We start from the raw sequence: 25,407 nt of genomic DNA on the forward strand, positions 1-25,407 counted from the left end.
CTCGAATTGATTTAGGTATTGGAGGTTCATTAAATGACAGTTTACCACTTTGTAGGAATTAAAGGATCTGGTATGAGTCCTTTAGCACAAGTACTTCACGACATGAACTATGAAGTACAAGGTTCAGATGTGGAAAAGTACTTTTTTACGCAAGCAGCCTTAGAAGAACGAGGAATCTCGATTCTCCCTTTTAATCGTGAGAATATTCATTCCGGATTGACTGTAATAGCTGGAAACGCATATCCTGACAGTCATGAAGAAATAGATGAAGCATATAAACAAAATATACCTGTTATTCGTTATCATAAATTTCTTGGGGAATTTATGCAGAAATTCACGAGCGTTGCCATAACTGGTGCACACGGAAAAACCTCAACAACAGGATTAATGGCACATGTTGTATCTGGATCTGAACCAACTTCCTTCTTAATTGGGGATGGAACTGGAAAAGGTACACCTGATAGTAAATATTTTATCGTGGAGGCATGTGAATATCGTCGACATTTCCTAGCATATCATCCTGATTATTGTATTATGACGAATATTGATTTTGATCATCCCGATTATTTTCGCGATATAGAAGATGTATTTGATGCCTTCCAACAATTGGCCCTACAAGTACAAAAAGGAATTATAGCGTGTGGGGATGATGAACACCTACAAAAAATCCAAGCGAAAGTACCTGTAATATTCTACGGATTTGGGGAAGATAATGATTTTCAAGCACGTAATATTCAAAAATCTACATCTGGCACATCATTTGATGTATTCGTAAGAAATGATTATTATGCATCGTTTGAAATTCCTGCCTTTGGAAATCATAATATCTTAAACTCACTAGCAGTAATTGCTCTATGCCATTATGAGAATATCCCAGCAGAAAATATCGCGGAACAACTGAAAACACATAAAGGTGTGAAACGGCGCTTTACTGAAAAGCAAATGGGTCATCAGATATTAATAGATGACTATGCACACCACCCAACTGAAATTAAGGCAACGCTTGAGGCTGCAAATCAAAAGTATCCTGACCGAGAGGTTGTCGCTATATTTCAGCCACATACCTTTACTCGTACACAAACATTTTTACAAGAATTCGCGGACAGCCTTGGACTTGCAGATAAAGTGTATCTTTGTGATATTTTCGGATCAGCACGAGAAAATCAAGGTGAACTGACCATTCAAGATTTACAAAATAAGATTGAACATTCAGCATTACTCACAGAAGAAAGTGTAGACATGTTGAAACAGCACACAAATGGCGTCCTCATCTTTATGGGAGCAGGAGACATACAGAAGTTTCAACAAGCATATGAAAAGACACTAGGATAGATGATAAAAAAAGGCACTCGTTGGAGTGCCTTCAGATTGTTGACAAAAGGCATCCGAATGAGACCATATCGGATGCCTTTTTGTATAATAGATGTTTTCGCGTATATTTTTCAGACCTCTAGTAGTTCTTTTTTAAACCATTTCTGGACTTTTCCATGTCCAGTTTGCCATCTTTTTAAGATTCATGGCAGCAAAAGTAAGCATCGCCTGCATCGACAATTTTTTAAGTCCCCTTAAAGTTGTCCAACGCATACCATGCTTTTCTTTTGCATCTGCGAAAACTCGCTCAATAGTTTCCTTTCGTTTTGCATATATCTCTTTGACTTCTTTTGTTTCTTCTTGATTAAATTTATCTGGTGGAATCGGATCTTTACCATTCTCTTCACGACTCTAATTAATGTCATTATGTAGACACTCTTGATAAGCACGAGTTTCTTTCCGCACAACTTTCTTTTCAAACTTTCTTTTATTAGCACTTGCCTTTACGTGTGTAGAATCAACAAAGACGTGTTCGGGACTAATAAGTTTTTTATCAGCTGCTTCTTTTTAATATTCGATAAAAAATCTGTTCAAATAAGTTCGTATCCTTAAAGCGTCTTTCGTAATTTTGAACATGTCATATGCTGGTTTTTAGGATACGAATACTATGATAAAATTCCGCACTTCTCTACCTTCGGTTGGTTTCTCTGTATAGAGTTATGTTTTGAAAGCATAATCTCACCTCAGGATTATTTCTATATATATTTTTAGACATTGAATAGTTAAAGAACAGACAGATTTTTATAATTCGATTGTAGCGGAGTGGCACTCGACTCCTGCGGGAGTAGTGGGACAGGTGAGACCCCACAGGCGTTCACGCCGAGGAGGCTCACCGCCCACCCCGCGGAAAGCGAGTGCCATGGAGCGAAAATCACCTTGTTTAAAATAAAAAAACTGTACTTGGAGTTTGTCTACAGTCTGAAAGGCACTCGTTGGAGTGCCTTTTGCTGTATAAAATTGAACTTGAGCATATGGGAAATAGTGTTGCTGTTAACACCTATACAGTTGATGATAATGGAATAGGAGTTTCTGATTAAATCCAAATCCAAAAGTTGATGATAAATGAAAGGACTTGCTGAAAAATTCAAGAAAGTTACGGATAAAAAAGAAAAGGTAGCTGATAATTCTTATTGAGTATTCACGAACCTAAAAAAACGTACGACAATCTATCAAAACCGAGATGAAAAAATGACTCTACAGACAAGCGTAATTTAGTCAATATTTCAATAAAAGTTTTGATGTTAGGCATCCTGTCACCAGCTACTTGGATTTTCATCCACCACTATGTGCCTTAACCTAACCATTTCAACCTAGCTATATCCATAGGGAAACCTAAAATTTTAAAAAAAGAAAGGCACCTTAACAGTGCCTTTCGAGTTATTTTATGTTCTCAGGGTTTAACGATTCTAATTCTGGAATGACGAAGCGGCCGTCTTTACGAATTAATACATCATCAAAATAGATCTCGCCTCCGCCGTAATCCGGTCGTTGGATGTTTACCATATCCCAGTGAATGTTTGACTTGTTTCCATTCCATGCTTCTTCATAAGCTTGACCTGGTGTAAAGTGGAAGCTACCGTCAATTTTTTCATCAAATAAAATGTCTTGCATTGGGTGTAAGATATACGGGTTAACCCCAATTGCAAATTCTCCGATGTAACGTGCTCCTTCGTCTGTATCGAAGATTTTATTGATACGCTCTGTATCATTAGCTGTTGCTTCTACAATCTTTCCATCTTTAAACGTTAACTTTACATTTTCAAACGTAAATCCATGGTAAGGGGATGGAGTGTTATATGTAATGGTACCATTTACTGAATCTCGAATTGGTGCTGTATATACTTCACCATCTGGAATATTAAGCTGACCGGCACATTTTACAGCAGGGATATCTTTAATAGAGAATGAAAGGTCAGTTCCTGGACCTGAAATGCGAACTTTGTCTGTACGGTTCATAAGATTCACTAAACTGTCCATCGCATCATTCATTTTCCCATAATCTAAGGTACAAACATCAAAGTAAAAGTCTTCGAATGCTTCTGTACTCATTTTAGCTAATTGTGCCATTGATGCATTTGGATAGCGAAGCACAACCCACTTCGTTTTAGGCACACGGATTTCACGATGTACTTTTTGACCAATTGTACGGCCATGAATGGAAATCTTGTCACTAGGTACATCAGACTGTTCGTTAATATTATCTCCGGAACGAAGCCCAATATAAGCATCCATTTCACTCATGACATTGGCTTCGAATTTTGCCATCATTTCGTACTGTTCTTCCTGAGCACCCATTAGAAGTGAACGGTCCACGCTTTGATCCTTTAATGAAACAAAAGGATACCCACCAGCAGCATATGCTTCTTTTACAAGTGCTGTTACAAGCTCACGTTGTAAGCCAAAATTCTCGATTAACACCTTTTCACCTTTTTGTAGTCTGACAGAATAATTAATTAAGTTTCTTGCAAGTGTTTGAATTCTTGGATCCTTCATTCTATCGCTCCTCTATTATGTATTCTCTAAAAAAAAATTATGGCACAAGTGCAGAGTCTAATATTTAGTGCCTCTAAACATATTGTAACCGATTCGTCAAAAAAAAGCTTAATTCAATCATTATTATGAGCAGGAAATTCTTTATTTATATAGAAGGTCTATTTAGTCAAATAATGTTTCGTCCAAGATAGAATTGGGTAATGATATTATAGGCGCAAAAAATGGATAAGTCATTTTAGGAGGTTTCATCACGTGTGGATTAATTTGCTTTATGTTAGTGCTGCAATTATGGCAATTGCATTTCTTATTTTAGTTATCTTTGTATCTAGAACCTTATCGTCACTTCAACGAACTTTAGATCGATTATCTGGTACAGTATCAGACTTAGAAGGTCAGATGCGAGGAGTGACAAAAGAAACGACTGAATTACTGTCGAAAACAAATCAGTTAGCTGACGATATTCAGAAAAAGTCTGAAGCTTTAAATGGTGTTGTATATGCTGTAAAAGACATTGGAGATTCTGTCCAACGAGTGAACCACGCTTTTAAGGATATTTCTACTTCCGTCACAGAAAAGGCTCATTTTAATAGTGAAAAAGTTTCCCAGGCAATCCAATGGGGAAGTGCAGCAATTGAGCTATGGGAGAAGTGGAAAGAAAAAAAGCACAAAAAAATAAATGTAACAAGTAAGGGAGAATAGGAGGAAATCTCAATGGCAAATCAAGAAAATGGTAATGGAAAAGACATTCTAATCGGAGCTATTGTAGGTGGTGTAATCGGAGCAGCAACCGCTTTATTTTTAGCCCCGAAAGCGGGACAAGACCTCAGAAAGGAATTGAATAAACAGGCAGTAGTAGTTAAAAATAGAACGAACCAAATCGGTAAAGATGTTTATAAAAAAGGAACAGAGCTTGCGGATTACGCAAAGGAACAATCGATGGTCTTGACTAAGGCGTTATCCGAACAAACTAATCAGTTAAGGGACAAGCTAAATTCAGGTTCTGATCAAGAAAATGATACGGTACAAGAGCTTAAGGAAACTGGTGAGAGTAAGCTTGATGAACTAAAGGATGAAGTCGAGGAGCTGCTCGGAAGTTCAGAGAATCCGCAAGATTTGAAAGAGACTGAGGAGGAAGATCCTAAACAAGAAAAGGTTGAAGCGTAAAATTTGAGAAGAGGAAAGGTGGGGTGATATGATTACCTCACCTTTTGTTGAGTAAGAGTCTAATTGTTAGGGAGGTTTTAAAATTCATGAAAACAAAGCTTTCTTCCATCGAAGAATTTCAAAAGACTGTAAATGAGTATGAAGAATGTTTGATAGTAAAGCACAGCTTGACTTGCCCTATTAGCTTAGCTGCTTATGAAGAATATGAAAAATTCTCTGAAGAATTCCCTGAAATACCTACCTTTCATCTATTTGTACAAGATGATCGTCCACTGTCTAATTATATTGCAGAGACATATTCGATTAAACATGAATCACCTCAAGCCTTACATTTTAAAAATAACGAAGTCATATGGAATGCATCGCATTGGAAGATTACATATGACTCATTACATAATCAATTAAAAAAGTAGCCGAGTGGCTACTTTTTCTCAATTATTAAGAAAGTATAAAGGTTTTCAGCAAGAGAATGGGCTAGTGACTTGGAATCCAGCTCCAGCACCCAGCCACTAGAGGGGAAAAAATCACTTTTTCCTTGGTCAAATAACCCTAAATGAGTAAAAGGGGAAAAGCACCCTTTTTTCTCATTTAGAGTTATATGCTCTGCCTTAGGCTAAACGGGGCGCCATGAGCCTTTTGTTATTAATGGGACTCTGTTTGTATACATTTACTATCCGCCGTTTGCAGCAATTTAAAAAACAATGTCTAATTGATCACCAGCGGCAATTTGCTCATGGAAGGTAACCTCTTCTCCATTTTTTATCAGCTTAAAGCCTCGAATTCCCGTTGTTGGTATGGAAAAATCAATAAAACGAAACAGGTCCTGAAAGATAAACGAATCAGCATTTTTTTCTATCAATTGAAGAGAATCTCCATTATAGACGAGATCGTTACTTTCTAAAATAATCCCATTTCTTACAATTTCGATTTGTTTTTTAGATAACTCTACTTTTTCTCCTTTGAAAAAGACGGGAACATTCATCTCTAAGTTTAAGTTTTGATCATCTGCAAGCTCTTGTAAGGTGATATTATCCGGTGCATTAATAACGATTTTGTCTCCATTAGAAAACGATGCTTGTAAATTGACGACCAGACCATTCTTGATAATTTGTCCATTGAACTTTATTAGTTTATGAGCTTTACTATTGATTTCTATCGTAAATGGTTTAATAGACTGTAAAAGCTTTTCTAGTTTAAGTGAACGTAATAATTCATCAATTGTCTCGGGAAATTGATAAGTTATTTTGTCATGGTCTTGTAGGACAGTCTCTGTGGTGGTTTTTTCTCCATTTCGCCAAATCGTGCCTTTTATATCATATTTAGACTCGTTGATTTGTACGGTTTTAATTGGTTGTTCATCTAAAAGCTCACGTATCTGAACTTGAGCTGAACTTCCGTCCCTGCCTTTTTCAACGAAAAGCTGATCTCCGTTTTTAACAACGGAGTCAAGGGTGCATACCTCTCCATTCTTTAGTAAGGTTGGAGGCTCCCCATGATTACCTGGTAACGTATAGTCACGGTTGTTCAGTTTCACCATAATAGCCATACCCGGCTTACCATATAGCTTATTCATTTTTATCCCTGCAGCTAGCAAACAATCTCCAACTGTTAATTGCTTTATATCAAATAATCTAACAGGTTTATCATTTACATAAGCGGTAACGTATTGAACTGGACTTTGATTAGCCGCAATTGCGATTCCGATTGGTGTTACTAATTCTGGTCCTTTATGAACATGGTCAGCTAATTCAAGGTTTTGAATGGCGTCAATTCCACGTATTGCGACTCTGTTTTCAGGTAACTCTAGCTTTTGTGCCACTCTTTTTGGCAAATCAGGAGTTAGACTTCCTCCTCCCACAAGCATTACAGCTTTTGGTGGTTTTTTGTTCAATCGAAGGATTTCGTCACATATACTTGATGCTAAACGATCAATGGCAGTATCAATTTGTTTGATAACATCCTCTTTTGATACATCTGTGTCAAAGCCTAAAATATCAGAAACTGTTATAAAATCCTGCGTATATAATTCTCGTTTAGCTTTTTCCGCTAATGGGAAATCTAATAAATATTCATCACTTATTGCTTCTGTAATTTCATCACCAGCAACAGGAACCATTCCATATGCAACCACCGTTCCTTCATCTGTAATGGCAATGTCTGAAGTTCCAGCACCAATGTCTACTAGGGCTACGTTTAATCGTCTCATGGAGGTTGGGATTAATACATTGATGGCAGCGATGGGCTCTAATGTTAATGCTTCCATTTCTAATCCTGAACGGTGAAGTGCAGATAATAGTGACTCTACTACAATTTTTGGAAGAAAGGTTGCAATAATTTCAACGGAGGCTTCATCACCTTGTTGGTCAATTAAATTACCGATATCCTCACCATCTAAATGATAGTGCATAACTGAATAACCTACACAATAGTAATGATGGCTTTTTTCTTCAGCATACTTTGTAGCGAGATTGATTTGTGCCTGCTGAACAGCACTTAATTCTAAATGAATAATATCCTGCTTTTGCATAATGGGCTTTCTTTTAATATCTACTGAAACTTTAGCTCTTTCTGTTTTAAGTGCCCGTCCTGCTGCAGCGACACACACTTTTTCAAGTGGCCCGTGCTTTTCTTCAAGCTGTTCCTTAATGGTAGAAATAACTTTTGCAACAGATAATACATCGTGTATTTGTCCATCCACCATTGCGCGTTCAGAATGCTCTATTGCTAGTAAATCCTTGATTTCATATTTTTCGTTTTGTTGTTGGACAATAAGCCCAACAACTGACCTTGTCCCAATATCAAGTGCGAAAATCGTTCCGTTATCCTGCATAAAGCTTCACCTTCTTCATTATAAATACATATAATGCTTTATCGCTTAAAAGCGTTTAATTAATAAAGCATAAAATGGTGACATCATATTTTTTTTCGTTTATAATAAACTCTAATTAATAGAAATGTACCATATTTTCAATTTGAGTTAAACAAAGAAAGGAATGAAAGAGATGAGCAAAGCTGAGTTAGATCAACTTAGATTGCAACTAGATGATGTGAATATGAAGTTGTTATCGCTTTTAAATGAGAGAGCAAAGATTGTGCAAGAGATTGGAAAGGTTAAAGAAACACAAGGGGTAAACCGTTTTGACCCTGTTCGTGAAAGATATATGCTAGATATGATAGCTACTAACAATGAAGGACCTTTTGAGACTTCAACGTTGCAACATATATTTAAAGAAATTTTCAAGGCCGGCTTGGAAATTCAAGAAGATGACCATCGGAAAGCGCTATTAGTTTCTAGAAAGAAAAAACCAGAGGATACCATTGTAAACGTAAAGGGTGAATTAATTGGAGATGGTAAACCTCATTTTATCTTTGGTCCATGCGCAGTTGAAAGTTATGACCAAACAGCAAAAGTGGCGGATGCTGTAAAAAATCAGGGATTAAAATTACTTAGAGGTGGAGCATTTAAGCCTAGAACATCTCCTTACGATTTCCAAGGACTAGGCCTAGAAGGTTTAAAAATTTTAAAGCGTGTAGCGGATGAATACAATCTAGCTGTAGTAAGTGAGATTGTAAATCCAGCCGATATTGAAGAGGCTCTAGATTATATCGATGTGATTCAAATTGGAGCACGAAATATGCAAAACTTCGAGTTATTAAAGGCTGCTGGTTCTGTGAACAAGCCAGTTCTATTAAAGAGAGGGATTGCTGCAACAATAGAGGAATTCATTAATGCTGCAGAATACATTATTTCTCGCGGAAATGGACAAATTATCTTATGTGAACGTGGCATTCGTACGTATGAAAAAGCAACACGCAACACGTTAGACATCTCAGCAGTTCCAATTTTAAAGCAAGAAACACACTTACCAGTGTTAGTGGATGTTACTCACTCTACTGGTAGAAGAGATTTACTATTACCTGCCGCCAAAGCTGCTTTAGCTATTGGTGCAGATGGAATTATGGCTGAAGTACATCCAGATCCAGCCGTAGCTCTTTCAGATGCAGCGCAGCAGATGAATATTGATCAATTTAATCATTTTATTAATGAATTAAGAGCTTTACCAGTAAAGGCTTAAACTTAACCCTTCCATTCCTCTTAATGGAAGGGTTTTTATGTATGAAAAAGAAATTATAAGTTTTGGTTGTATCATCATACAATGTGCTTTAGTAATCCGGCTCCAGCGCGCAGCCAAGGATGAAAATAGCGGCGATCTTTGCCATTTCATCCTACTCGAGGTCAGATACAGTGAAACTTCCATCAGTGATTTTTTACAGATGGTTTGTTGAACCAATCGGACTCCAACTGGCGGTTTTGTTTATTTACCGCCAGTTGGAGTGTGATAACCTTAAACCTGAGTAAAAGGGAAAGAGCGCTCTTTGTCTCATTTAGGAACATTTGCTATGCCTGAGGCTAAACGGGGCGCTATGAGCCTTTTGTTCTAGATGACATGAAAAATATGTAAAGAACCTATGAAAGACATTGCGGTTGCTCATTTTGTATCGTATTATTAGTAACATACAAAACTCTACATAATAAGCATATTTTGACATAAATTTTGTTAACGATTCGGTCTTGTTAAAAGTTAAGGAGTGAACGAAATGAACATCACCATTTACGATGTAGCAAGAGAGGCGAATGTTTCAATGGCAACTGTTTCACGTGTTGTCAATGGAAACCCAAATGTAAAGCCTACGACAAGGAAAAAAGTTTTAGAAGCGATTGAGAGATTAGGTTATCGACCTAATGCCGTTGCTAGAGGATTAGCGAGTAAAAAGACAACAACGGTTGGTGTTATTATTCCAGATATAGCAAGTATCTTTTTTGCAGAGTTAGCGAGGGGAATCGAAGACATTGCGACGATGTACAAATACAATATCATCTTAAGTAACTCTGATCAAAATAAAGAGAAAGAGCTCCATCTGTTAAATACAATGTTAGGAAAACAGGTTGATGGAATTGTATTTATGGGTGGTAATATTACGTCTGAACACGTAGAAGAGTTTAAAAAGTCACCGGTTCCGGTTGTTTTAGCGGCTACGATTGAAGAAAGCAAGCAAATTCCATCAGTGAACATTGACTACGAACAAGCAGCCTATGATGCGGTAAATAGTTTAATTGAAAAGGGCCATAAGAATGTTGCATTTCTTTCAGGGCCGTTTCATGAGTTAATTAACAAGGGTAGAAAGTTTGAAGGTTATAAAAAAGCACTTGCCGATGCAGGCATTCCATTTTCTGAAGAATTGGTTGTTGAAGGTGATTATTCCTATGATTCTGGAATTGAGGCTTTTGAAAAGCTTAATGAGTTATCCGCTCCTCCAACAGCTATATTTGTCGCTACAGATGAAATGGCGTTAGGTGTTATTCATAGTATTCAGGATTTAGGAAAAGTGATCCCTAACGACATTGAGGTAATCGGCTTTGACAATACAAGGCTGGCTACAATGGTTAGACCTCAGTTAACAACAGTCGTGCAGCCGATGTATGATATTGGTGCTGTGGCGATGAGATTATTAACAAAATATATGAATAAAGAAAAGGTAGATGACCATATTGTAGTATTACCGCATAGAATTGAATATCGAAAATCCACCAAATAAAGGGTGGATTTTCATTTACAAACTTCCTAGTTCTTTACACCTATGAAAGATATTATAAAGAAGGGAAAAAAGTAATGAAAAAGTTTGATGCTCTTACACCATTTGGAATGATTTTAGGTATTATAATGATTGGTCTTGGTATTTTTTCAAACAAAGGTTTCGAAGGAGTTACATCATTTTTTGATATACCTTCGTTGTTCATCGTATTAGGAGGTGTAACTGCTGGAATCTTAATTTCATTCAACAATCAAGAAGTGAAGAAAATTTTTATTGTAATGCGAGAGTCATTTCGGAAGGATAACTATGATTTACCTAAACTAGTCAAAATGATTGTAAGGTTTTCTGAACGAGCTCGTAAGGAGGGGCTGCTCTCATTAGAGGATGAAATTATCGATATAGAGGATCCATTTGTCCGAAAAGGTGTATTATTAGCAGTCGATGGTATGGATGGAGAGCAAATAGAAGAGATTCTAAGTAGTGAAATACAAGCTATGGAGGAACGTCATCGCAAAGGAAGAGTGTTGCTTGAAAAAGCGGGCGAATATGCTCCATCTTGGGGAATGATTGGGACTTTAATCGGTTTAGTTCTTATGTTAAATGGACTAAATGACCCATCTACACTTGGGCCAAACATGGCGATTGCCCTCATGACCACCTTATATGGAACACTATTAGCAAATTTAGTCTTTTTGCCAATGGCTGCAAAACTTGCTATGAAAACTGAACAAGAAGTGTTTGTAAGACAGGTGATTATTCAAGGAATCATGGGTATTCAATCAGGAGAGAATCCTAGATTACTAAGAGAAAAACTAGCTTCGTATCTAACTAGAGATGCACAGGTTGAATCAGAAGAAGAAACCGAAGACGAATGGGAAAAGGTATCATGATAAATCGAAGAAGAACGCCAATAATGAAAGATAAAGGTGCACCTAAATGGATGGTTACCTACTCTGATATGGTTACGCTCTTATTAGTATTTTTTATCTTACTCTTTTCAATATCACAGGTGGACGTAGTAAAATTCCAAACAATTATTAAATCCTTTCAGGATCGGACTATTTTCGACTCGCAGCCTTCTATAAAACAAAATGATTTTCCTGTTGAAGGCACAGAGGATATTGAAGCAGCTTCAGCTGAGGACATCCAAGATAATCAAAATAAATTAGATCAGCTCATGGAAGAAATTTCACACTATATTAGTGAAAATGGATTAGAAAATGAATTAACCGCCAATCGTAATGATCGAGGGGTTGTCCTTGTACTGCCAGAACAAGTCTTGTTCAATAGTGGTGAAGCGGATATATTAAGAACTGCTATTCCAATATTAGATAAGGTTGGAGAGCTCCTTAACAGCATTCCAAATCTAGTAAAAGTAGAAGGACATACAGATAACAGGCCAATTGGAACGTACCGGTATCCGTCAAATTGGGAGCTTTCAAGTGCTAGAGCTAGCGTGGTTATTAGGCATTTCATTGATAAATCAGGTCTGCCTTCCACCAGGTTTATGGCTATCGGGTATAGTGATACGAGACCATTAGTTCCAAACACTAGTGAAGAAAACCTACAGCAAAATCGGCGAGTAGAAATTATCATTTCAGACCCAACCTATCAGGATCCTAGTTTAGCTAATTAATATAGTTGTGTATGACTATACCTAGAAATACTTACATTCCTGAGCTTCCTTTAGAGCGATTCTTTTATAGAATCGCTTTTTAGTTTATCCCACTCTAACGGGCGCTAAGACTCCCACTACTTGTAGAAGGGCAAATTGGATTTGGTACGATGATGCAAGATATAATAGCTGGTAAATATGGAGGAGAAAGAATTAAGGTATCCCGTTTCTTGAAAGCCCAAGACATACATGGATTTTGTGGTTTTTGGATGAGGGTTGATAGTAGCCATGGGGACGTTCTGCAATTTGATAACATGTCAGATCGACCTATAACTGAAAGAGTGAATGGGAATCATTATTACATTGATTAGAAATAGTCTATAAGCTACGAATCCCACCTTACGACAGCAAGGTGGGATTCATAGAATCAATGTTAACAAGCATTACTAGATCGAATTGGTATTAATGCCTTTTGAACGGTAATAGAGTTTTTTTCATTAATCTCTTTTCTTCGAGGAATCGGCTCCATTAATTGAGAATCATCAAACCACGTTGTTGGCAAAGGGGTTTTCGTTTTCTTTTGCCAGTTTTGAATCCATTCGAGTGGAAGGGGATTTTGATAAATGGCTGATTTTTCAGTCATTTCAGTCCATACCATTCCCCATGCTCGGGGAACAACCCTCCAAATATCATATCCTCCACCACCAACTGCAATCCATTTTCCCATACAATATTTATGTGCAATTTTGTGAGCAAGACGGGGAATTGCCTCATAGATTTTCATACTACAGGAAAGGTGTGTAAGCGGGTCAAGATGGTGGGCATCGGCACCGTTCTGTGTAATAATGATATCTGGTTTGAAAAAATCAGCAATTTCATTTAATGCAGTTTCATAGGCTTCTATGAACGATTCATCCTCGGTAAACGCATCTAATGGGATATTAAAAGAATAGCCATATCCCTCACCATATCCTCTTTCATAAACATTTCCTGTTCCCGGAAATAAGTATCTACCTGTTTCGTGTATAGAGAACGTGCATACTTTAGGGTCATCGTAAAAGGCGAATTGAACACCATCTCCGTGGTGAGCATCGGTATCCACATAGAGTATTTTCAAATTATATTTATGTTGAATGTATTTTATTGCCACTGCAGTATCATTGTAAATACAAAATCCTGATGCTTTCCCTCTAAACCCATGATGAAGTCCACCACCTAAATGAAGTGCATGAGTTGTTTTTCCTTCTAATACATAATCAACAGCCGTTAAGGTTCCACCTACTAACAGGCTGCTAGCTTCGTGCATATTGGGGAAGATGGGTGTGTCCTCTGTTCCAATTCCATAACTTGCTGCTTGGTCTTCTGACAATTTGCCTTTACTAGCATCTTTTACAGCCTGAATATAGTCTCTATCATGAAATAATGCTAGTTCTTCATCTGTCGCCATCCTAGGCTTAATAATGGATGTATGCTGCAAAAGGTTACTTTGTAATAGAAGGTCTTTCGTAAGCGTAACTCGTACCTGATTAAATGGATGATGCTCATTAAATCTATAATTTTCAATTTTATCTGAGTAAATGAACACGGACTGATCACTCATAGGTGACTCCTGGAATTCTTGGCCACAAAACATTGTACCCTTTAGTTTTTAAATCTTGTATTAATAGAAGCGGATTCATGGTTTGTACACGAAACACTAGAACCTTGTTAGCTTCATTTTTATCAGGATAGACTAGGACACTTAAAATATTTACCTTACGTTCCTTGATTATAGAAGCTACTTCAGATAGCATGCCTGCTTTGTTTTGAACACATATCTCGATTTGAGATCCTGGTTGATGCGCACCAGTAAGCTGTACGAAGGTATGAAGCATGTCTGTTTCAGTGATAATTCCTATTAACTTTCCACCTTCTACAATTGGAAGACAGCCAATTTTATGTTCATAAAAAATGGCAGAAACTTCTTCAACAAAATCAAGAGGATGTCCAGTGATGACATCTCGATTCATCACTTCGCTTACTTTTGTTTCCATTTCTTTTGGAATGAGGTGTTGATGCTTCAGTAAATCCGTTCTTGTCACAAGACCAATTACATTCATCTCGTCGTCGATTACGGGAAGATGACGTATTCCTTTCTCAAACATGAGACTTTTTGCGATTATAACGGTATCTTCTTGATTAAGTGTGATAACCTTTTTTTTCATAATTTCTTCAATAATCATGAACTCATCAACTCCTCTGCTAGTACATGAATCTATGTTTAAAACGCAATCGATCGAACTGTTGTATTGAATCTGTACTCACTCGTTTTCCGATTTTCGCCATTAAACAATTAGCAGGATGAGAACTTATTTCTGGTTCATCGGTCGCAAACCAAACAAGACCGCCGGCATTCATCATTTTCTCCATGACTTTTCTATATTCCCACACATTCAAGCCAGTACCTTTCAAATCCCAGTGCCAATAATATTCAGTTGTAATGATGATATAATCCTCCATAGCATCATCCATCATGGAAACCTTTAATAGATTCTTTCCTACTGCCATTCCGCGATACTTTGGAATGACTTCAATGGCCCCAAGTTCAATTAGATCCTCCATACTTCCTTCAGACCATCTTTCAAGTGGATCCGGGTATAAATATGTAACATAGCCAACGATCGTATGACGATCTCTTGCAATAATGATTCGACCTTCAGGTAATTTGGCTATTTCAACAAGTGCTTTATGCTGTTGTTCTGGTGCTCTGAATGACACTAAATCCTTATGAAATTCGTATGTTGCTAATTTTTCAGACGGGATTGGTCCTTCTATAATTAAGCTACCATGTTGTGTCTTTAATTCCATCGCATTGTAAGTTTTGTTATGAAGCATTACATCACCGCCAAATATAGTTTACAACTCTATTATACATGAATTTTTAGGAAATAAAGCGTTTTCAATTGTCAAAACGATTAAAACATTTAGTTTTTTAAAAATTGAGAAAAATAACTATCTATACTATAATAGAATTGTAGAATCATACATAAAAGGGGGATAATGTAATGCAATTGGAGGCGCTTCCTGTTATTACGGGTGATTTTAACTTGAAGAACTATGACGAAATGTCAAAGCAGTTTGATTGGACTGAAGTGGAAAAAAACTTTAGCTGGCACTCAAATGGACGTGTAAACATTGCGTACGAGGCAATTGACAAGCATGTATTAACGGCTAGAAAAAATAAGGTTGCCCTATACTACAAAGACTCCTCAAGAGATGAAAAATATACATTTAAAGAAATGATGGAGCAATCCAATAAGGCAGGAAATGTCCTTAAGCAAGTTGCAGATGTGGAAAAAGGGGACAGAGTCTTTGTTTTTATGCCACGTTCCCCAGAATTATATTTCACAGTATTAGGAGCGATTAAACTAGGAGCTATTGTTGGTCCTTTGTTTGAAGCTTTTATGGAAGGTGCGGTAAGAGATCGATTATTAGATAGTGAGGCAAAGGTACTCGTTACAACACCCCAGCTGCTTGAACGTGTTCCATTAAAAGATTTACCTGCTTTGAAACATGTTGTCCTTGTGGGAGAAGATGTTCAAGAAAATGATACAATTGTAGACTTCAATTCTCATATGAGAAATGCAAGTAAAAACCTAGAAATTGAGTGGGTATCTAGAACGGATGGACTAATATTACATTACACTTCTGGATCAACAGGGAAACCAAAAGGTGTCTTACATGTTCATAATGCTATGATTCAGCATTATCAGACAGCCAAATGGGTATTAGATTTGAAGGAAGAGGATGTTTATTGGTGTACCGCTGATCCCGGTTGGGTAACAGGTACTGCATATGGGATTTTTGGACCATGGTTAGTAGGAGCATCAAATGTAATTGTCGGAGGACGCTTTAGTCCAGATGCTTGGTATGACACGATTGCAGAATACGGCGTCACGGTTTGGTACAGTGCACCAACAGCATTTCGTATGCTTATGGGTGCTGGGGACGAAATTGTAAAGAAATATGACCTCCGTTCATTACGCCATATTTTAAGTGTAGGAGAGCCTTTAAACCCCGAAGTAATTCGCTGGGGTATGAAGGTATTTAATTTGCGAATCCATGACACTTGGTGGATGACTGAAACAGGTGCCCAATTAATTTGTAACTACCCATGTATGGAAATCAAACCTGGCTCTATGGGGAAACCAATTCCTGGAGTAAAGGCAGCCATAGTGGACGACAGTGGAAATGAATTACCACCTAATCGTATGGGGAACTTAGCGATAAAAAAAGGATGGCCTTCTATGATGTATACCATCTGGAATAATCAAGAAAAATTCGATTCTTATTTTATGCCAGGTGACTGGTATGTTTCTGGAGATTCTGCCTATATGGATGAAGAAGGGTATTTCTGGTTCCAAGGTCGGGTAGATGACGTTATTATGACCTCTGGTGAACGGGTGGGACCTTTTGAGGTTGAGAGTAAACTAGTTGAACATCCAGCTATTGCAGAAGCAGGTGTCATCGGAAAACCGGATCCAGTCCGTGGTGAAGTGATTAAAGCGTTTGTTGCTTTAAGACAAGGGTTTGAAGCCTCTGATGAGTTGAAAGAGGAGATTCGCAATTTTGTTAAGAAAGGCCTTGCAGCGCATGCCGCTCCACGAGAAATTGAGTTTAAGGATAAGCTTCCAAAGACACGAAGCGGGAAGATAATGAGACGTGTACTAAAAGCGTGGGAGCTTAATTTGCCAACAGGTGACTTATCAACTATGGAAGATTGATAGACTGACCACAATATATGACTAGGGTTTGTCTTTTGATAAAGGTCAACAAAAACAGCCATTGATTTATTTCTAATGGCTGTTTTTGTTGACCTTTACTGTAGTACTTACGAATAATAGAGAGGTACTTTTTCCAATCCTATGCTTGAATTTTTCCCGATCTAACTGCATTAAGACCCCCACTTCAAAACGTTAGAAGATTCAAAGTAAGAACACGATAATAGGAACAAAGATGATGCCACATCGTGCCGGACTCATTTAACAATCAGTAGAGGATGAGGAAAACCTCCACTGATTGAAGTTTCATTTTATTAGGTGTTCAAGAGCTTCAAGCTAGCCAAGATTTGGCTTGTTCTTTTTTATGGAAGGAACTCCACTTTGGCGAATGGCTTCTACTGATTTACTTGGATCAGGTGAGGTATTGTTAGTTCCTCCATCATCAATTGGATCAATGATTTCATCAATAGGATCATCTGAGGAGCCATCATCATTTCCAGATTCATCATCTTCGTTTTCATCCTCGTCTCCAGGTAATTCTGGAAGCTTAGGAAGTTCAGGTAATTCTTCAATTGGCTCTTCTGTAGTCCAATCACCATAAGCTACTGTTTCAGAATTAGGCGATTCATTTCCCGCAATATCTACAGCTGTTACATAGTAGGATGATACTGACGAATCAATGGTAAAGCCATTTTCTTTATTATAGTCATTTAGTGTAATACTAGCTACTTTTTCGTATAGTTCAGTGAAATTACTTGCTCTATAGATTCGGTAGCCAATAATGTCTTTATGCGGATGTGCAGCCCAAGTCAATTTATTTCCCTTAATTACTACTTGAGTCACTTGCGATGGCATTTGTCCGTCGTCTTCTACCGTATCCTTCGTTTCTGGAATGATAATAGAATTCCATCTTGGATCATCTTTTGGAATGAGCTGTGAAAGATCCTCTAATTTGTCTAATCCATTTGCCTCAAGGAAACTTTGCTTTAGCATAATTCCTTCTTTTGTAAACTCCTCTGGTGAGTTTTCAAGCGCCCGGTAAATTTTTTCTCCCACCATGATATACTTACCTAATTCTAAACTATCATCTTCTTCTTTAGGAACAAATTCTGCATTAAATATGTCCGTATCAATAAGTCCTGCTTCTTTACATAGGTCTGAAGGAAGGAGTCCTGATACGGTACAATACGTTCTTCTAACAATTCCGCCTGGCATATTAAATGACTCTTCTGTTTCAATTAACTCTGGTCGAATTTCATAGGCTGCATTCATTAACTGAGCCCATAGCATTTGGTTACGTCTAGAATAAGAGTATCCTTTATAGCTTTTTTCAAGAGATTTAGGAGTATCGTACCCGAGCCATAAGCCAAAAGTTATGTTCGGATTTGATGCGACGAACCAAGCATCTTTGTAATCTTGAGATGTTCCGGTCTTACCTGCCCATTCTGAAGAAAAATTAAGCATTCCAGGTACACCAGCAGCGGTCCCTTTTTTGATAACATCCTTCATCATATCAATCGTTAAATATGCAGTTTGTGGAGAGAACACCTCTACTTCTTCACTCTTATGTTCATAAATAAGCTCTCCATCTTTTGTCTCGATACGTTCAATTAAATAGGCATCAACAAACTTTCCACCATTTGCAAATGTTGCATAAGCATTCGTGTTTTCTTCTACAGTTACACCTTCTGTCATACCTCCTAGAGCCATGGCTGGGATATGAGCATCTACCTTTGCTAATGAGGAGAAGCCCATTTTTTCAAGGTAGGAAACAGGACGTTGATCGATAATCTTCATGTAAGTGATGGCAGCAGGGACATTATAGGACTTAGCTAATGAATGCCTAGCCGATACAAAGCCATGATAGCCTTCTCCGTAGTTTTTTGGACTCCAAATATCTGAACCCGCAGGAATCTCGATCTCTACATCTGCTAAAATCGATCCAGGGTGAGAAGCTCCTAGCTCCATTGCTGGTGCATAAACAAGTAGTGGTTTCATTGTAGAGCCATTCGGTCTTTTAGCTCTTGTTGCATGGTTCAACTGTTCAATTGAGTGATCACGCCCACCAACAAAGCTAATGATTCTACCTGTTTGATTTTCTATCATAACGGCACCGACTTGAACGGGTTCCATCACTTTAACCGTTTCACCAGTCTCCTTGTCCTTTACTTTTTCAGGACGATCACTACCATAATATGCATATTCATTCTTGATTTGTTGCATTTTATCATAGATATCTTTATCAATGGTCGAATAGATTCTATATCCATTTTGACGAAGATTTTTATCAGCTGTACTCATATAGCTAGCAAACAAATCATCATTATTAAGTAAATCCTGATCTTCGTATCCATCCTTTTCTGCTAGTTGAAAGGCTAAGATTTCTTTTGCTCTCATTTCAATCTCAGAAGTTAGCCAAGGATAATTTTCTTGAGGTGATAGTTTCGGTTTTGCGAAGCTGCCAACCAAATCAAAGGCAAGAGCTTGATCGTATTGCGCTTTTGTAATCTTTTTATTTTCTAGCATTCTTGACAATACCGTTTTCATTCGATCTAAACCTGGTGTAATATCCTCTTTTAATTCCCCTCTATTTGTAAAAGGCGTATAACGAGATGGACTCTGTGGTAAACCAGCTATAAACGCAGCTTGTGCCAAGTTTAGGTCTTTAACTTCTATTCCGAATATACCTTTAGCAGCAGTTTTTACACCTGCTATATTTCTACCAGAGCTATTTCGTCCAAAGGTAGCGACGTTTAAATAAGCTTCTAGAATTTCTTCCTTCTTAAAGAATTGTTCAAGTCGTAAAGCAAGTAAAATTTCCTTTGCTTTTCTTTCGAATGAAACTTCATTCGTTAAGATTTGGTTTTTTATTAATTGTTGAGTGAGCGTGCTACCACCAGTCTGTGTAGCAGAGTTCGTTACTTCTTGTAAAAGAGCACGCATAATCGCCTTTGGAACGACCCCTTCATGTTCATAAAAGTATTGATCTTCAGTTGAAATAAGTGCATCTATCAAATAGGGTGATATATCAGCTAACATAATTTCTTCACGGTCTAAGTCAGACCTAAGCTTCCCTAAATAGACGTTATTGGCAAAATATAATTCAGTTGTTTCTTCATAGTTGTAGATGTCTTTTTTCATGCTGTCGTAGCTTCGAATCGGTTCATCCTTAACGAGTGAGGCAAAATATCCGGCTCCAGCTCCACCTGCAAAAGAGAGACCCATTAACCCAATGACAAGAAATACTAATAATAAATTCCAAACCACATTATAGGTTACGCGGGCACTTTTTACGGTATTTCTATGTAGAATAATATCTCGAAAGGTTTGTAGCCTTTCTAATAAATTCGACTTATTTATTTTCATGTACTATTCCCCCTAAAAATCTGATAATATTATATCACATAATAATTCGACTTTTATATACATCTGCAGTGATAATATTGGGAAATTCGACCTTTTCCTACTAAAAATGTATTTTCTTCGGTTTGACATTTACAATATAAATATGGTATTAAATTTTATAAGTGTTCTTTTTATATCAAATAGGAAATAAGCTTTGATTGGAACTTAGTAGTGTGGGTATCCCTGTTATAGAGAGCTGATGGGTGGTGGAAATCAGTACAAATAAACACATGAAATACATCCAGGAGCTTCTTTTGTGAACGTGTTTTAGTAGCAAAAGACGGGATAACCGTTAAATGATCTGAGTGGAAAGTGATAAGCTTTCAACAAGGGTGGTACCGCGAATGATAAACTCGTCCCTTTTTTAGGGAGGAGTTTTTTTGTTTTTTAGGAAACTATAAAAGCTCATCATTTGTAAGATAACTGAGTAATGTGCTTAGTAATCCGGCTTCAGCGGCAAGCCCGCATGAGGTCAAATAACCTGTAATGAAGAAAAGGGAAAGATCTCCGTTTTCTTCATTACAGAACAATTGCTCTGCCTGAAGCTAACCGGGGAGCCCTTAGCCTTTTGTTCTTTTTCTAGTTATAACTTGATAAAAAGGAAAAACTACTTTTATAGAAAGAAGGGATGGAATTTATGGAATTACTAAAGGATCTTGAGTTTAGAGGGTTAATTCATCAAGCAACTGATTTAGATGGATTAGAAAAGCTATTATCAGAGGAGAGCATTAAATTATATTGTGGGTTTGACCCAACGGCTGATAGTCTTCATATTGGAAATTTATTGGCAATTGTTACGCTTCGTCGTTTCCAACTCGCAGGTCATTCCCCGATTGGTCTTGTTGGAGGGGCAACCGGACTAATCGGAGACCCAAGCGGCAAGGCGAACGAACGCACACTTAACTCAAAAGAAGTAGTAGAAGAATTCACTCAAAAAATAAGACAGCAATTATCGAGATTTCTTGATTTTGAACACGATATTAATCCGGCATCCATTTCGAATAACTTTGATTGGATTGGAAAACTTGATGTTATTTCATTCTTACGTGATGTGGGTAAAAGCTTCGGGCTAAACTATATGCTGGCGAAGGACTCTGTTCAGTCTAGACTAGATGCTGGAATTTCGTTTACTGAATTCAGTTATATGATTCTTCAATCCTATGACTTCCTCCAATTATACAAAGACAAAGGGTGCCGCTTGCAAATTGGGGGCAGTGACCAATGGGGAAACATTACAGCGGGACTTGAACTCATCCGTAAGTCAATTGAAGATTCTAAAGCGTTTGGGTTAACAACCCCTCTAGTTACAAAAGCAGATGGAACAAAATTTGGAAAAACTGAATCTGGAACCATTTGGTTAGATCGTGAGAAGGTATCTCCTTACGAATTTTATCAGTTCTGGATAAACACTGATGATAGAGACGTAATTAAGTTCATAAAATACTTTACGTTTTTATCAAAGGAGCAGATTGAAGATATTGAAAAAGATATGCAAGAAGCTCCAGAGAAAAGAACTGCCCAAAAAACCCTAGCAGAGGAAGTAACGAAATTTGTTCACGGAGCAGAGGCTTTATCCCAAGCGATTAAAATATCGGAAGCACTGTTTAGTGGAAACATTTCCGATTTATCAGTAGAAGAAATTAAACAAGGCTTTAAAGATGTACCATCACACGAAGTAGAGAAGAGCGATCAACCAAATCTTGTTGATTTGTTAGTTGAGAGCAAGTTGGTGTCATCTAAGCGACAGGCCAGGGAAGATATTACTAACGGGGCAATTTACATTAACGGGGAACGAATTCAAGACCTTGATTTTACATTGACAGAGCAGGCAAGAATCGAAAATCAATTCACCGTAATTCGTCGCGGGAAGAAGAAGTACTTCTTAATTAAATTTGTATAATCACTTATAAAATGAAGTGAAATTCCATTTGTGTTTCTTCGCTATCTTTATGATGAAAGAAATTATAATTCGAACGAAAATGTTGGTCCAATCTATTTGAAAGTAAAATAAAACCCTCTGCATATGCAGAGGGTTTTAACATTATTAACGAGAATAGAATTCTACGATTAATGATTCGTTAATCTCAGCTGGGAGCTCAGAACGCTCAGGTAAACGAGTGTAAGTTCCTTCTAACTTATCAGCATCAAATGTTAAGTAGTCTGGTACGAAGTTATTTACTTCAACAGATTCTTTAACAGCAGATAGATTACGTGACTTCTCACGTACTGAAATTGTTTGACCAGGCTTCACGCGATATGATGGAATATCAACGCGACCACCGTCAACTACGATGTGACCATGGTTAACTAATTGACGAGCTCCACGACGTGTACGAGCTAAACCTAAACGGTAAACTAGGTTATCTAAACGAGATTCTAATAGAATCATGAAGTTTTCACCGTAGATACCAGTCATTTTACCAGCAGCATCAAAAGTACGACGGAATTGACGCTCATTTACTCCGTACATGTGACGAAGCTTTTGCTTTTCTTGAAGCTGTAAACCGTATTCAGAAATTTTCTTACGTTGGTTTGGACCATGTTGTCCAGGAGCGTAAGGGCGCTTTTCTAATTCTTTACCAGTACCACTTAAAGAGATACCTAATCGACGAGATAATTTCCAACTTGGACCTGTATAACGAGCCATGAATGACTCCTCCTTATGCTTTTTATTAGCATAAAATAAAAACAGATGTAGCATATCAGTAATGCTCATTTTATTTTCTATGTATCCTCGCTCCAGCAGCAGGGAGTTACTCGATACACCACGTTATGAATGGTAGGGATGTCCTTTAAAACCATTTAAACGGGAATAAAATGAAACAAAACAGCGACTACATAGGCTGCAATATTTTACACAAAGGAAATTATATTATTTTATAGCATTGATGTCAAGAAAAAATAAAAAACATAATTTCTATATATAATAAGAGAAGATTCATATGATATAATTATTAGGTATGTGAAGAGAAGCTAAGGAAGAATTGTAGGTGATAAAAATGGAACGTAATCAAATGGAACATCAATCCATAAAAGGTATTTTATTTGATCTTCTAATAAATGACGATACAACAACACGACCTAAGCTTATTACTTCTTTTGTTAAACTACTTCAACGATTCTTCTCTGCCGATATTGTTACCCTCTTCACCCATGTTGATCTAAAAAATCAGTTTATACCTGAATCTTCAACAAATATGCATATTATGACTAATCCAGGGATGTTTGTGATTGAGCAATCATCACCATTATACAATTATTTAGTGAATGGTAAACCATATAAGGATACATGTATTACTCAACACGCGGTCTACCTCCCAATCATACAAGAGAAGGAAATCAGTTATATCGTGTCTCTTCAGTTCTCTTCATTAGACGAGTTAACGATTGAGGATTCCTCTTGGGAATTTGTTGCCGAAGTGTGTGGTAAATTTTTGGAAAAGTCTCACAAGTTGGTAAATCTTTATGAAGATGAGCGTAGATATGAGCAACTATATAGAGTTACTTCTAAATTTCACTCTTCAATGAAAATGGATGATGTCCTAAATGAAGTCATTCAAACATTGAGAGAGGTATACCCTGACTTTACTTATTATTTATTATTATCCCATGACAACAAAAATTTAAATAACCTACCGATAAAAGAATTGCAATATGATGATTCGAATTTAGCTGCCGCACAAGCTTATGTAACAGGGGACCTGCAATTAGAGGATGCACTTAAAGATCGGCGTTCAATTCTATATGCTCCTTTAAAAGGAAAACAAGGTGTATATGGGGTCTTACAGGTAATGGCACCTAATACACTTCTATTCCCAAAACAAGAAATTAACTTTATCATGCTACTAGCTAATACTGCAGGGAGTGCTCTTGAAAATGCTCAACTATATGAGCAATCAAAGCGTGTTATTGTAGACTTGCAGTTGATAAATGAAACATCACATCAGTTAAATTCAAACCTTCGACTTACAGAAGCAATGACATTTATGTCAAAACAAATCGTTAATTCGTTTTTTGCTGATGAGGTAGGATTTATATTATTTGATGAAAAATCTGAAAATAAGTTGCTTCCTGGAAGTACAGGCTTCTTTCTAGATGATAATTCAAAGGAATTCGTAAACTATCTATATAGTAAAATAAATATCGAAAACGAACCTATATTTGTCGGTGATGTATCATTAGATCCTCGTTCATTTCAGCATGAATTTAAGTCTGTAATGGCTGTTCCAATGATTCAAAGTGGGATTTTAAGAGGAATTGCAGTTGTTCTTCATAAGGAACCATACTATTTTTCATTTGAGACCTTTAAATTGTTACAATCATTAATTCATCATTCAACACTTGCTTTTACAAATGCTATGCTTCGCGAAGAACTTGAGAAATTAGTTATAACCGATCACTTGACGAAACTACATTCAAGAAAATACTTAAATGAAAAAATTAGTAAATCTATGGAAACTGATGCTTACGGGACGTTTATATTAATTGATATTGATAATTTTAAACAAGTAAATGATAAGCATGGGCATCAGGTTGGAGATGAAATTTTAAAGCAAGTTGCAAAGGTAATTATTGAAAATATTCGGGAATTTGATGTAGGTTCACGCTGGGGGGGAGAAGAACTAGCTGTTTATTTACCTCGAGTGGATATTGAAGCTGGAATAGCTATTGCAAAACGTTTAGTTTTAAAGGTGAAAGAAGAAACGTGTCCAAGTATCACGATTTCATGTGGGGTTGGCTATTGGCGAAAAGGACAATCAGATACACCGATTACCTTGTTTAAACGTGCTGATGAAGCCCTCTATGATGCAAAAGAGAATGGCAAGGATCAAGTTAGTGTACAGCCAATTCATTGATATACTGTGTTCATGCATTTGTATTCTTTTCTTAAAATATAAATAGCTAAAAAAGCATTCTAATGTGAATGCTTTTTGTTTTTTTTTGAAAAGAAAGCGTTTTCATTCTGGCGGAAATATCATATTCTAGTAATAGGAGGGGAAGACA

Annotated in this window: 19 protein-coding genes, 1 pseudogene and 1 other annotated feature; of the genes and pseudogenes, 12 read left to right on the top strand and 8 right to left on the bottom strand. The window is 37.1% G+C overall.

Annotated elements, in window-relative coordinates; translation table 11 throughout:
• Positions 1-33 precede the first annotated feature (33 nt).
• Positions 34-1,332 (top strand): UDP-N-acetylmuramate--L-alanine ligase, encoded by a 1,299-nt coding sequence (murC, locus tag ACFSCX_RS22720; RefSeq protein WP_377930528.1) that lies wholly within the window; start codon positions 34-36, stop codon positions 1,330-1,332.
• Positions 1,333-1,464: 132 nt separating this feature from the next.
• Here murC and ACFSCX_RS25685 read toward each other — a convergent pair.
• Positions 1,465-1,656: pseudogene (locus ACFSCX_RS25685) on the bottom strand (transposase); the annotation flags it as partial.
• A gap of 1,092 nt (positions 1,657-2,748) precedes the next feature.
• The gene (locus tag ACFSCX_RS22730) at positions 2,749-3,864 is read right to left on the bottom strand and encodes an aminopeptidase (protein WP_377930529.1); all 1,116 of its coding nucleotides are present in this window, start codon (positions 3,862-3,864) and stop codon (positions 2,749-2,751) included.
• A gap of 252 nt (positions 3,865-4,116) precedes the next feature.
• On the opposite strand from ACFSCX_RS22730, the gene ACFSCX_RS22735 reads away from it, so the two are divergent.
• From ACFSCX_RS22735 to ytxJ, 3 genes are all read left to right on the top strand, one after another.
• Complete coding sequence (locus ACFSCX_RS22735; protein ID WP_377930530.1) at positions 4,117-4,563, top strand: DUF948 domain-containing protein; 447 nt, start codon at positions 4,117-4,119, stop codon at positions 4,561-4,563.
• A gap of 12 nt (positions 4,564-4,575) precedes the next feature.
• On the top strand, positions 4,576-5,028 hold the full coding sequence (locus ACFSCX_RS22740; RefSeq protein WP_377930531.1) for a YtxH domain-containing protein: 453 nt from the start codon (positions 4,576-4,578) through the stop codon (positions 5,026-5,028).
• Positions 5,029-5,114: 86 nt separating this feature from the next.
• A complete protein-coding gene (ytxJ, locus tag ACFSCX_RS22745) occupies positions 5,115-5,441 on the top strand; it encodes a bacillithiol system redox-active protein YtxJ (protein ID WP_377930533.1) in 327 nt (108 codons plus the stop codon).
• 278 nt (positions 5,442-5,719) lie between these two features.
• Here the strand turns inward: ytxJ and ACFSCX_RS22750 are convergent, their stop codons facing one another.
• Positions 5,720-7,858: a cell division protein FtsA gene (locus ACFSCX_RS22750; protein WP_377930534.1), complete on the bottom strand. Its 2,139-nt coding sequence runs from the start codon at positions 7,856-7,858 to the stop codon at positions 5,720-5,722.
• Positions 7,859-8,030: 172 nt separating this feature from the next.
• Between ACFSCX_RS22750 and ACFSCX_RS22755 the strand changes: the two genes are divergently transcribed.
• The 5 genes from ACFSCX_RS22755 (at position 8,031) to ACFSCX_RS22775 (ending at position 12,609) form a co-directional block, all read left to right on the top strand.
• The gene (locus tag ACFSCX_RS22755) at positions 8,031-9,104 is read left to right on the top strand and encodes a bifunctional 3-deoxy-7-phosphoheptulonate synthase/chorismate mutase (protein WP_377930535.1); all 1,074 of its coding nucleotides are present in this window, start codon (positions 8,031-8,033) and stop codon (positions 9,102-9,104) included.
• Positions 9,105-9,627: 523 nt separating this feature from the next.
• Complete coding sequence (gene ccpA / locus ACFSCX_RS22760; protein ID WP_377930536.1) at positions 9,628-10,626, top strand: catabolite control protein A; 999 nt, start codon at positions 9,628-9,630, stop codon at positions 10,624-10,626.
• Between the two features lie 74 nt (positions 10,627-10,700).
• Complete coding sequence (gene motP / locus ACFSCX_RS22765) at positions 10,701-11,513, top strand: flagellar motor protein MotP (RefSeq protein WP_377930537.1); 813 nt, start codon at positions 10,701-10,703, stop codon at positions 11,511-11,513.
• Positions 11,510-12,259, top strand: a complete 750-nt coding sequence (gene motS / locus ACFSCX_RS22770; protein ID WP_377930538.1) for a flagellar motor protein MotS — start codon at positions 11,510-11,512, stop codon at positions 12,257-12,259. Before motP ends, motS begins: the two co-directional genes overlap by 4 nt.
• Positions 12,260-12,408: 149 nt before the next feature.
• Positions 12,409-12,609 (top strand): hypothetical protein, encoded by a 201-nt coding sequence (locus ACFSCX_RS22775; RefSeq protein ID WP_377930539.1) that lies wholly within the window; start codon positions 12,409-12,411, stop codon positions 12,607-12,609.
• Positions 12,610-12,671: 62 nt separating this feature from the next.
• Here the strand turns inward: ACFSCX_RS22775 and ACFSCX_RS22780 are convergent, their stop codons facing one another.
• Genes ACFSCX_RS22780 through ACFSCX_RS22790 form a run of 3 tightly spaced genes read right to left on the bottom strand, consistent with a single transcriptional unit; the run spans position 12,672 to position 15,112 of the window.
• Positions 12,672-13,838 (bottom strand): acetoin utilization protein AcuC, encoded by a 1,167-nt coding sequence (locus ACFSCX_RS22780; protein WP_377930540.1) that lies wholly within the window; start codon positions 13,836-13,838, stop codon positions 12,672-12,674.
• A complete protein-coding gene (locus ACFSCX_RS22785) occupies positions 13,831-14,460 on the bottom strand; it encodes an acetoin utilization AcuB family protein (protein WP_377930541.1) in 630 nt (209 codons plus the stop codon). Before ACFSCX_RS22785 ends, ACFSCX_RS22780 begins: the two co-directional genes overlap by 8 nt.
• Positions 14,461-14,479: 19 nt before the next feature.
• On the bottom strand, positions 14,480-15,112 hold the full coding sequence (locus ACFSCX_RS22790) for a GNAT family N-acetyltransferase (protein ID WP_377930543.1): 633 nt from the start codon (positions 15,110-15,112) through the stop codon (positions 14,480-14,482).
• Between the two features lie 170 nt (positions 15,113-15,282).
• On the opposite strand from ACFSCX_RS22790, the gene acsA reads away from it, so the two are divergent.
• Positions 15,283-17,001, top strand: a complete 1,719-nt coding sequence (acsA, locus tag ACFSCX_RS22795) for an acetate--CoA ligase (RefSeq protein WP_377930544.1) — start codon at positions 15,283-15,285, stop codon at positions 16,999-17,001.
• Positions 17,002-17,334: 333 nt separating this feature from the next.
• On the opposite strand, the gene ACFSCX_RS22800 is transcribed toward acsA, so the two are convergent.
• Positions 17,335-20,364 carry a transglycosylase domain-containing protein gene (locus ACFSCX_RS22800; protein WP_377930545.1) on the bottom strand — a complete coding sequence of 1,010 codons (3,030 nt, stop codon included), beginning with the start codon at positions 20,362-20,364 and terminating at the stop codon, positions 17,335-17,337.
• Between the two features lie 184 nt (positions 20,365-20,548).
• Positions 20,549-20,767, top strand: a binding site (T-box leader).
• Positions 20,768-21,040: 273 nt separating this feature from the next.
• Between ACFSCX_RS22800 and tyrS the strand changes: the two genes are divergently transcribed.
• Complete coding sequence (tyrS, locus tag ACFSCX_RS22805) at positions 21,041-22,303, top strand: tyrosine--tRNA ligase (RefSeq protein ID WP_377930546.1); 1,263 nt, start codon at positions 21,041-21,043, stop codon at positions 22,301-22,303.
• Positions 22,304-22,447: 144 nt separating this feature from the next.
• On the opposite strand, the gene rpsD is transcribed toward tyrS, so the two are convergent.
• Positions 22,448-23,050 carry a 30S ribosomal protein S4 gene (gene rpsD / locus ACFSCX_RS22810; protein ID WP_377930547.1) on the bottom strand — a complete coding sequence of 201 codons (603 nt, stop codon included), beginning with the start codon at positions 23,048-23,050 and terminating at the stop codon, positions 22,448-22,450.
• A 352-nt stretch (positions 23,051-23,402) separates the two neighbouring features.
• On the opposite strand from rpsD, the gene ACFSCX_RS22815 reads away from it, so the two are divergent.
• Complete coding sequence (locus ACFSCX_RS22815) at positions 23,403-25,259, top strand: sensor domain-containing diguanylate cyclase (protein WP_377930548.1); 1,857 nt, start codon at positions 23,403-23,405, stop codon at positions 25,257-25,259.
• The last annotated feature ends 148 nt before the right edge of the window (positions 25,260-25,407 follow it).

The sequence above is a fragment of the Bacillus salitolerans genome, assembly GCF_042680805.1.
Lineage (GTDB): Bacteria > Bacillota > Bacilli > Bacillales > SA4 > Bacillus_CJ > Bacillus_CJ salitolerans.

Bases quoted from the DNA above. Each gene is read 5' to 3' on its own strand.
- murC (WP_377930528.1), top strand. From the start codon at position 34: ATGACAGTTTACCACTTTGTAGGAATTAAAGGATCTGGTATGAGTCCT.
- ACFSCX_RS22730 (WP_377930529.1), bottom strand. From the start codon at position 3,864: ATGAAGGATCCAAGAATTCAAACACTTGCAAGAAACTTAATTAATTAT.
- ACFSCX_RS22740 (WP_377930531.1), top strand. From the start codon at position 4,576: ATGGCAAATCAAGAAAATGGTAATGGAAAAGACATTCTAATCGGAGCT.
- ytxJ (WP_377930533.1), top strand. From the start codon at position 5,115: ATGAAAACAAAGCTTTCTTCCATCGAAGAATTTCAAAAGACTGTAAAT.
- ACFSCX_RS22750 (WP_377930534.1), bottom strand. From the start codon at position 7,858: ATGCAGGATAACGGAACGATTTTCGCACTTGATATTGGGACAAGGTCA.
- ACFSCX_RS22755 (WP_377930535.1), top strand. From the start codon at position 8,031: ATGAGCAAAGCTGAGTTAGATCAACTTAGATTGCAACTAGATGATGTG.
- ccpA (WP_377930536.1), top strand. From the start codon at position 9,628: ATGAACATCACCATTTACGATGTAGCAAGAGAGGCGAATGTTTCAATG.
- motP (WP_377930537.1), top strand. From the start codon at position 10,701: ATGAAAAAGTTTGATGCTCTTACACCATTTGGAATGATTTTAGGTATT.
- motS (WP_377930538.1), top strand. From the start codon at position 11,510: ATGATAAATCGAAGAAGAACGCCAATAATGAAAGATAAAGGTGCACCT.
- ACFSCX_RS22775 (WP_377930539.1), top strand. From the start codon at position 12,409: ATGATGCAAGATATAATAGCTGGTAAATATGGAGGAGAAAGAATTAAG.
- ACFSCX_RS22780 (WP_377930540.1), bottom strand. From the start codon at position 13,838: ATGAGTGATCAGTCCGTGTTCATTTACTCAGATAAAATTGAAAATTAT.
- ACFSCX_RS22785 (WP_377930541.1), bottom strand. From the start codon at position 14,460: ATGATTATTGAAGAAATTATGAAAAAAAAGGTTATCACACTTAATCAA.
- ACFSCX_RS22790 (WP_377930543.1), bottom strand. From the start codon at position 15,112: ATGCTTCATAACAAAACTTACAATGCGATGGAATTAAAGACACAACAT.
- acsA (WP_377930544.1), top strand. From the start codon at position 15,283: ATGCAATTGGAGGCGCTTCCTGTTATTACGGGTGATTTTAACTTGAAG.
- ACFSCX_RS22800 (WP_377930545.1), bottom strand. From the start codon at position 20,364: ATGAAAATAAATAAGTCGAATTTATTAGAAAGGCTACAAACCTTTCGA.
- tyrS (WP_377930546.1), top strand. From the start codon at position 21,041: ATGGAATTACTAAAGGATCTTGAGTTTAGAGGGTTAATTCATCAAGCA.
- rpsD (WP_377930547.1), bottom strand. From the start codon at position 23,050: ATGGCTCGTTATACAGGTCCAAGTTGGAAATTATCTCGTCGATTAGGT.
- ACFSCX_RS22815 (WP_377930548.1), top strand. From the start codon at position 23,403: ATGGAACGTAATCAAATGGAACATCAATCCATAAAAGGTATTTTATTT.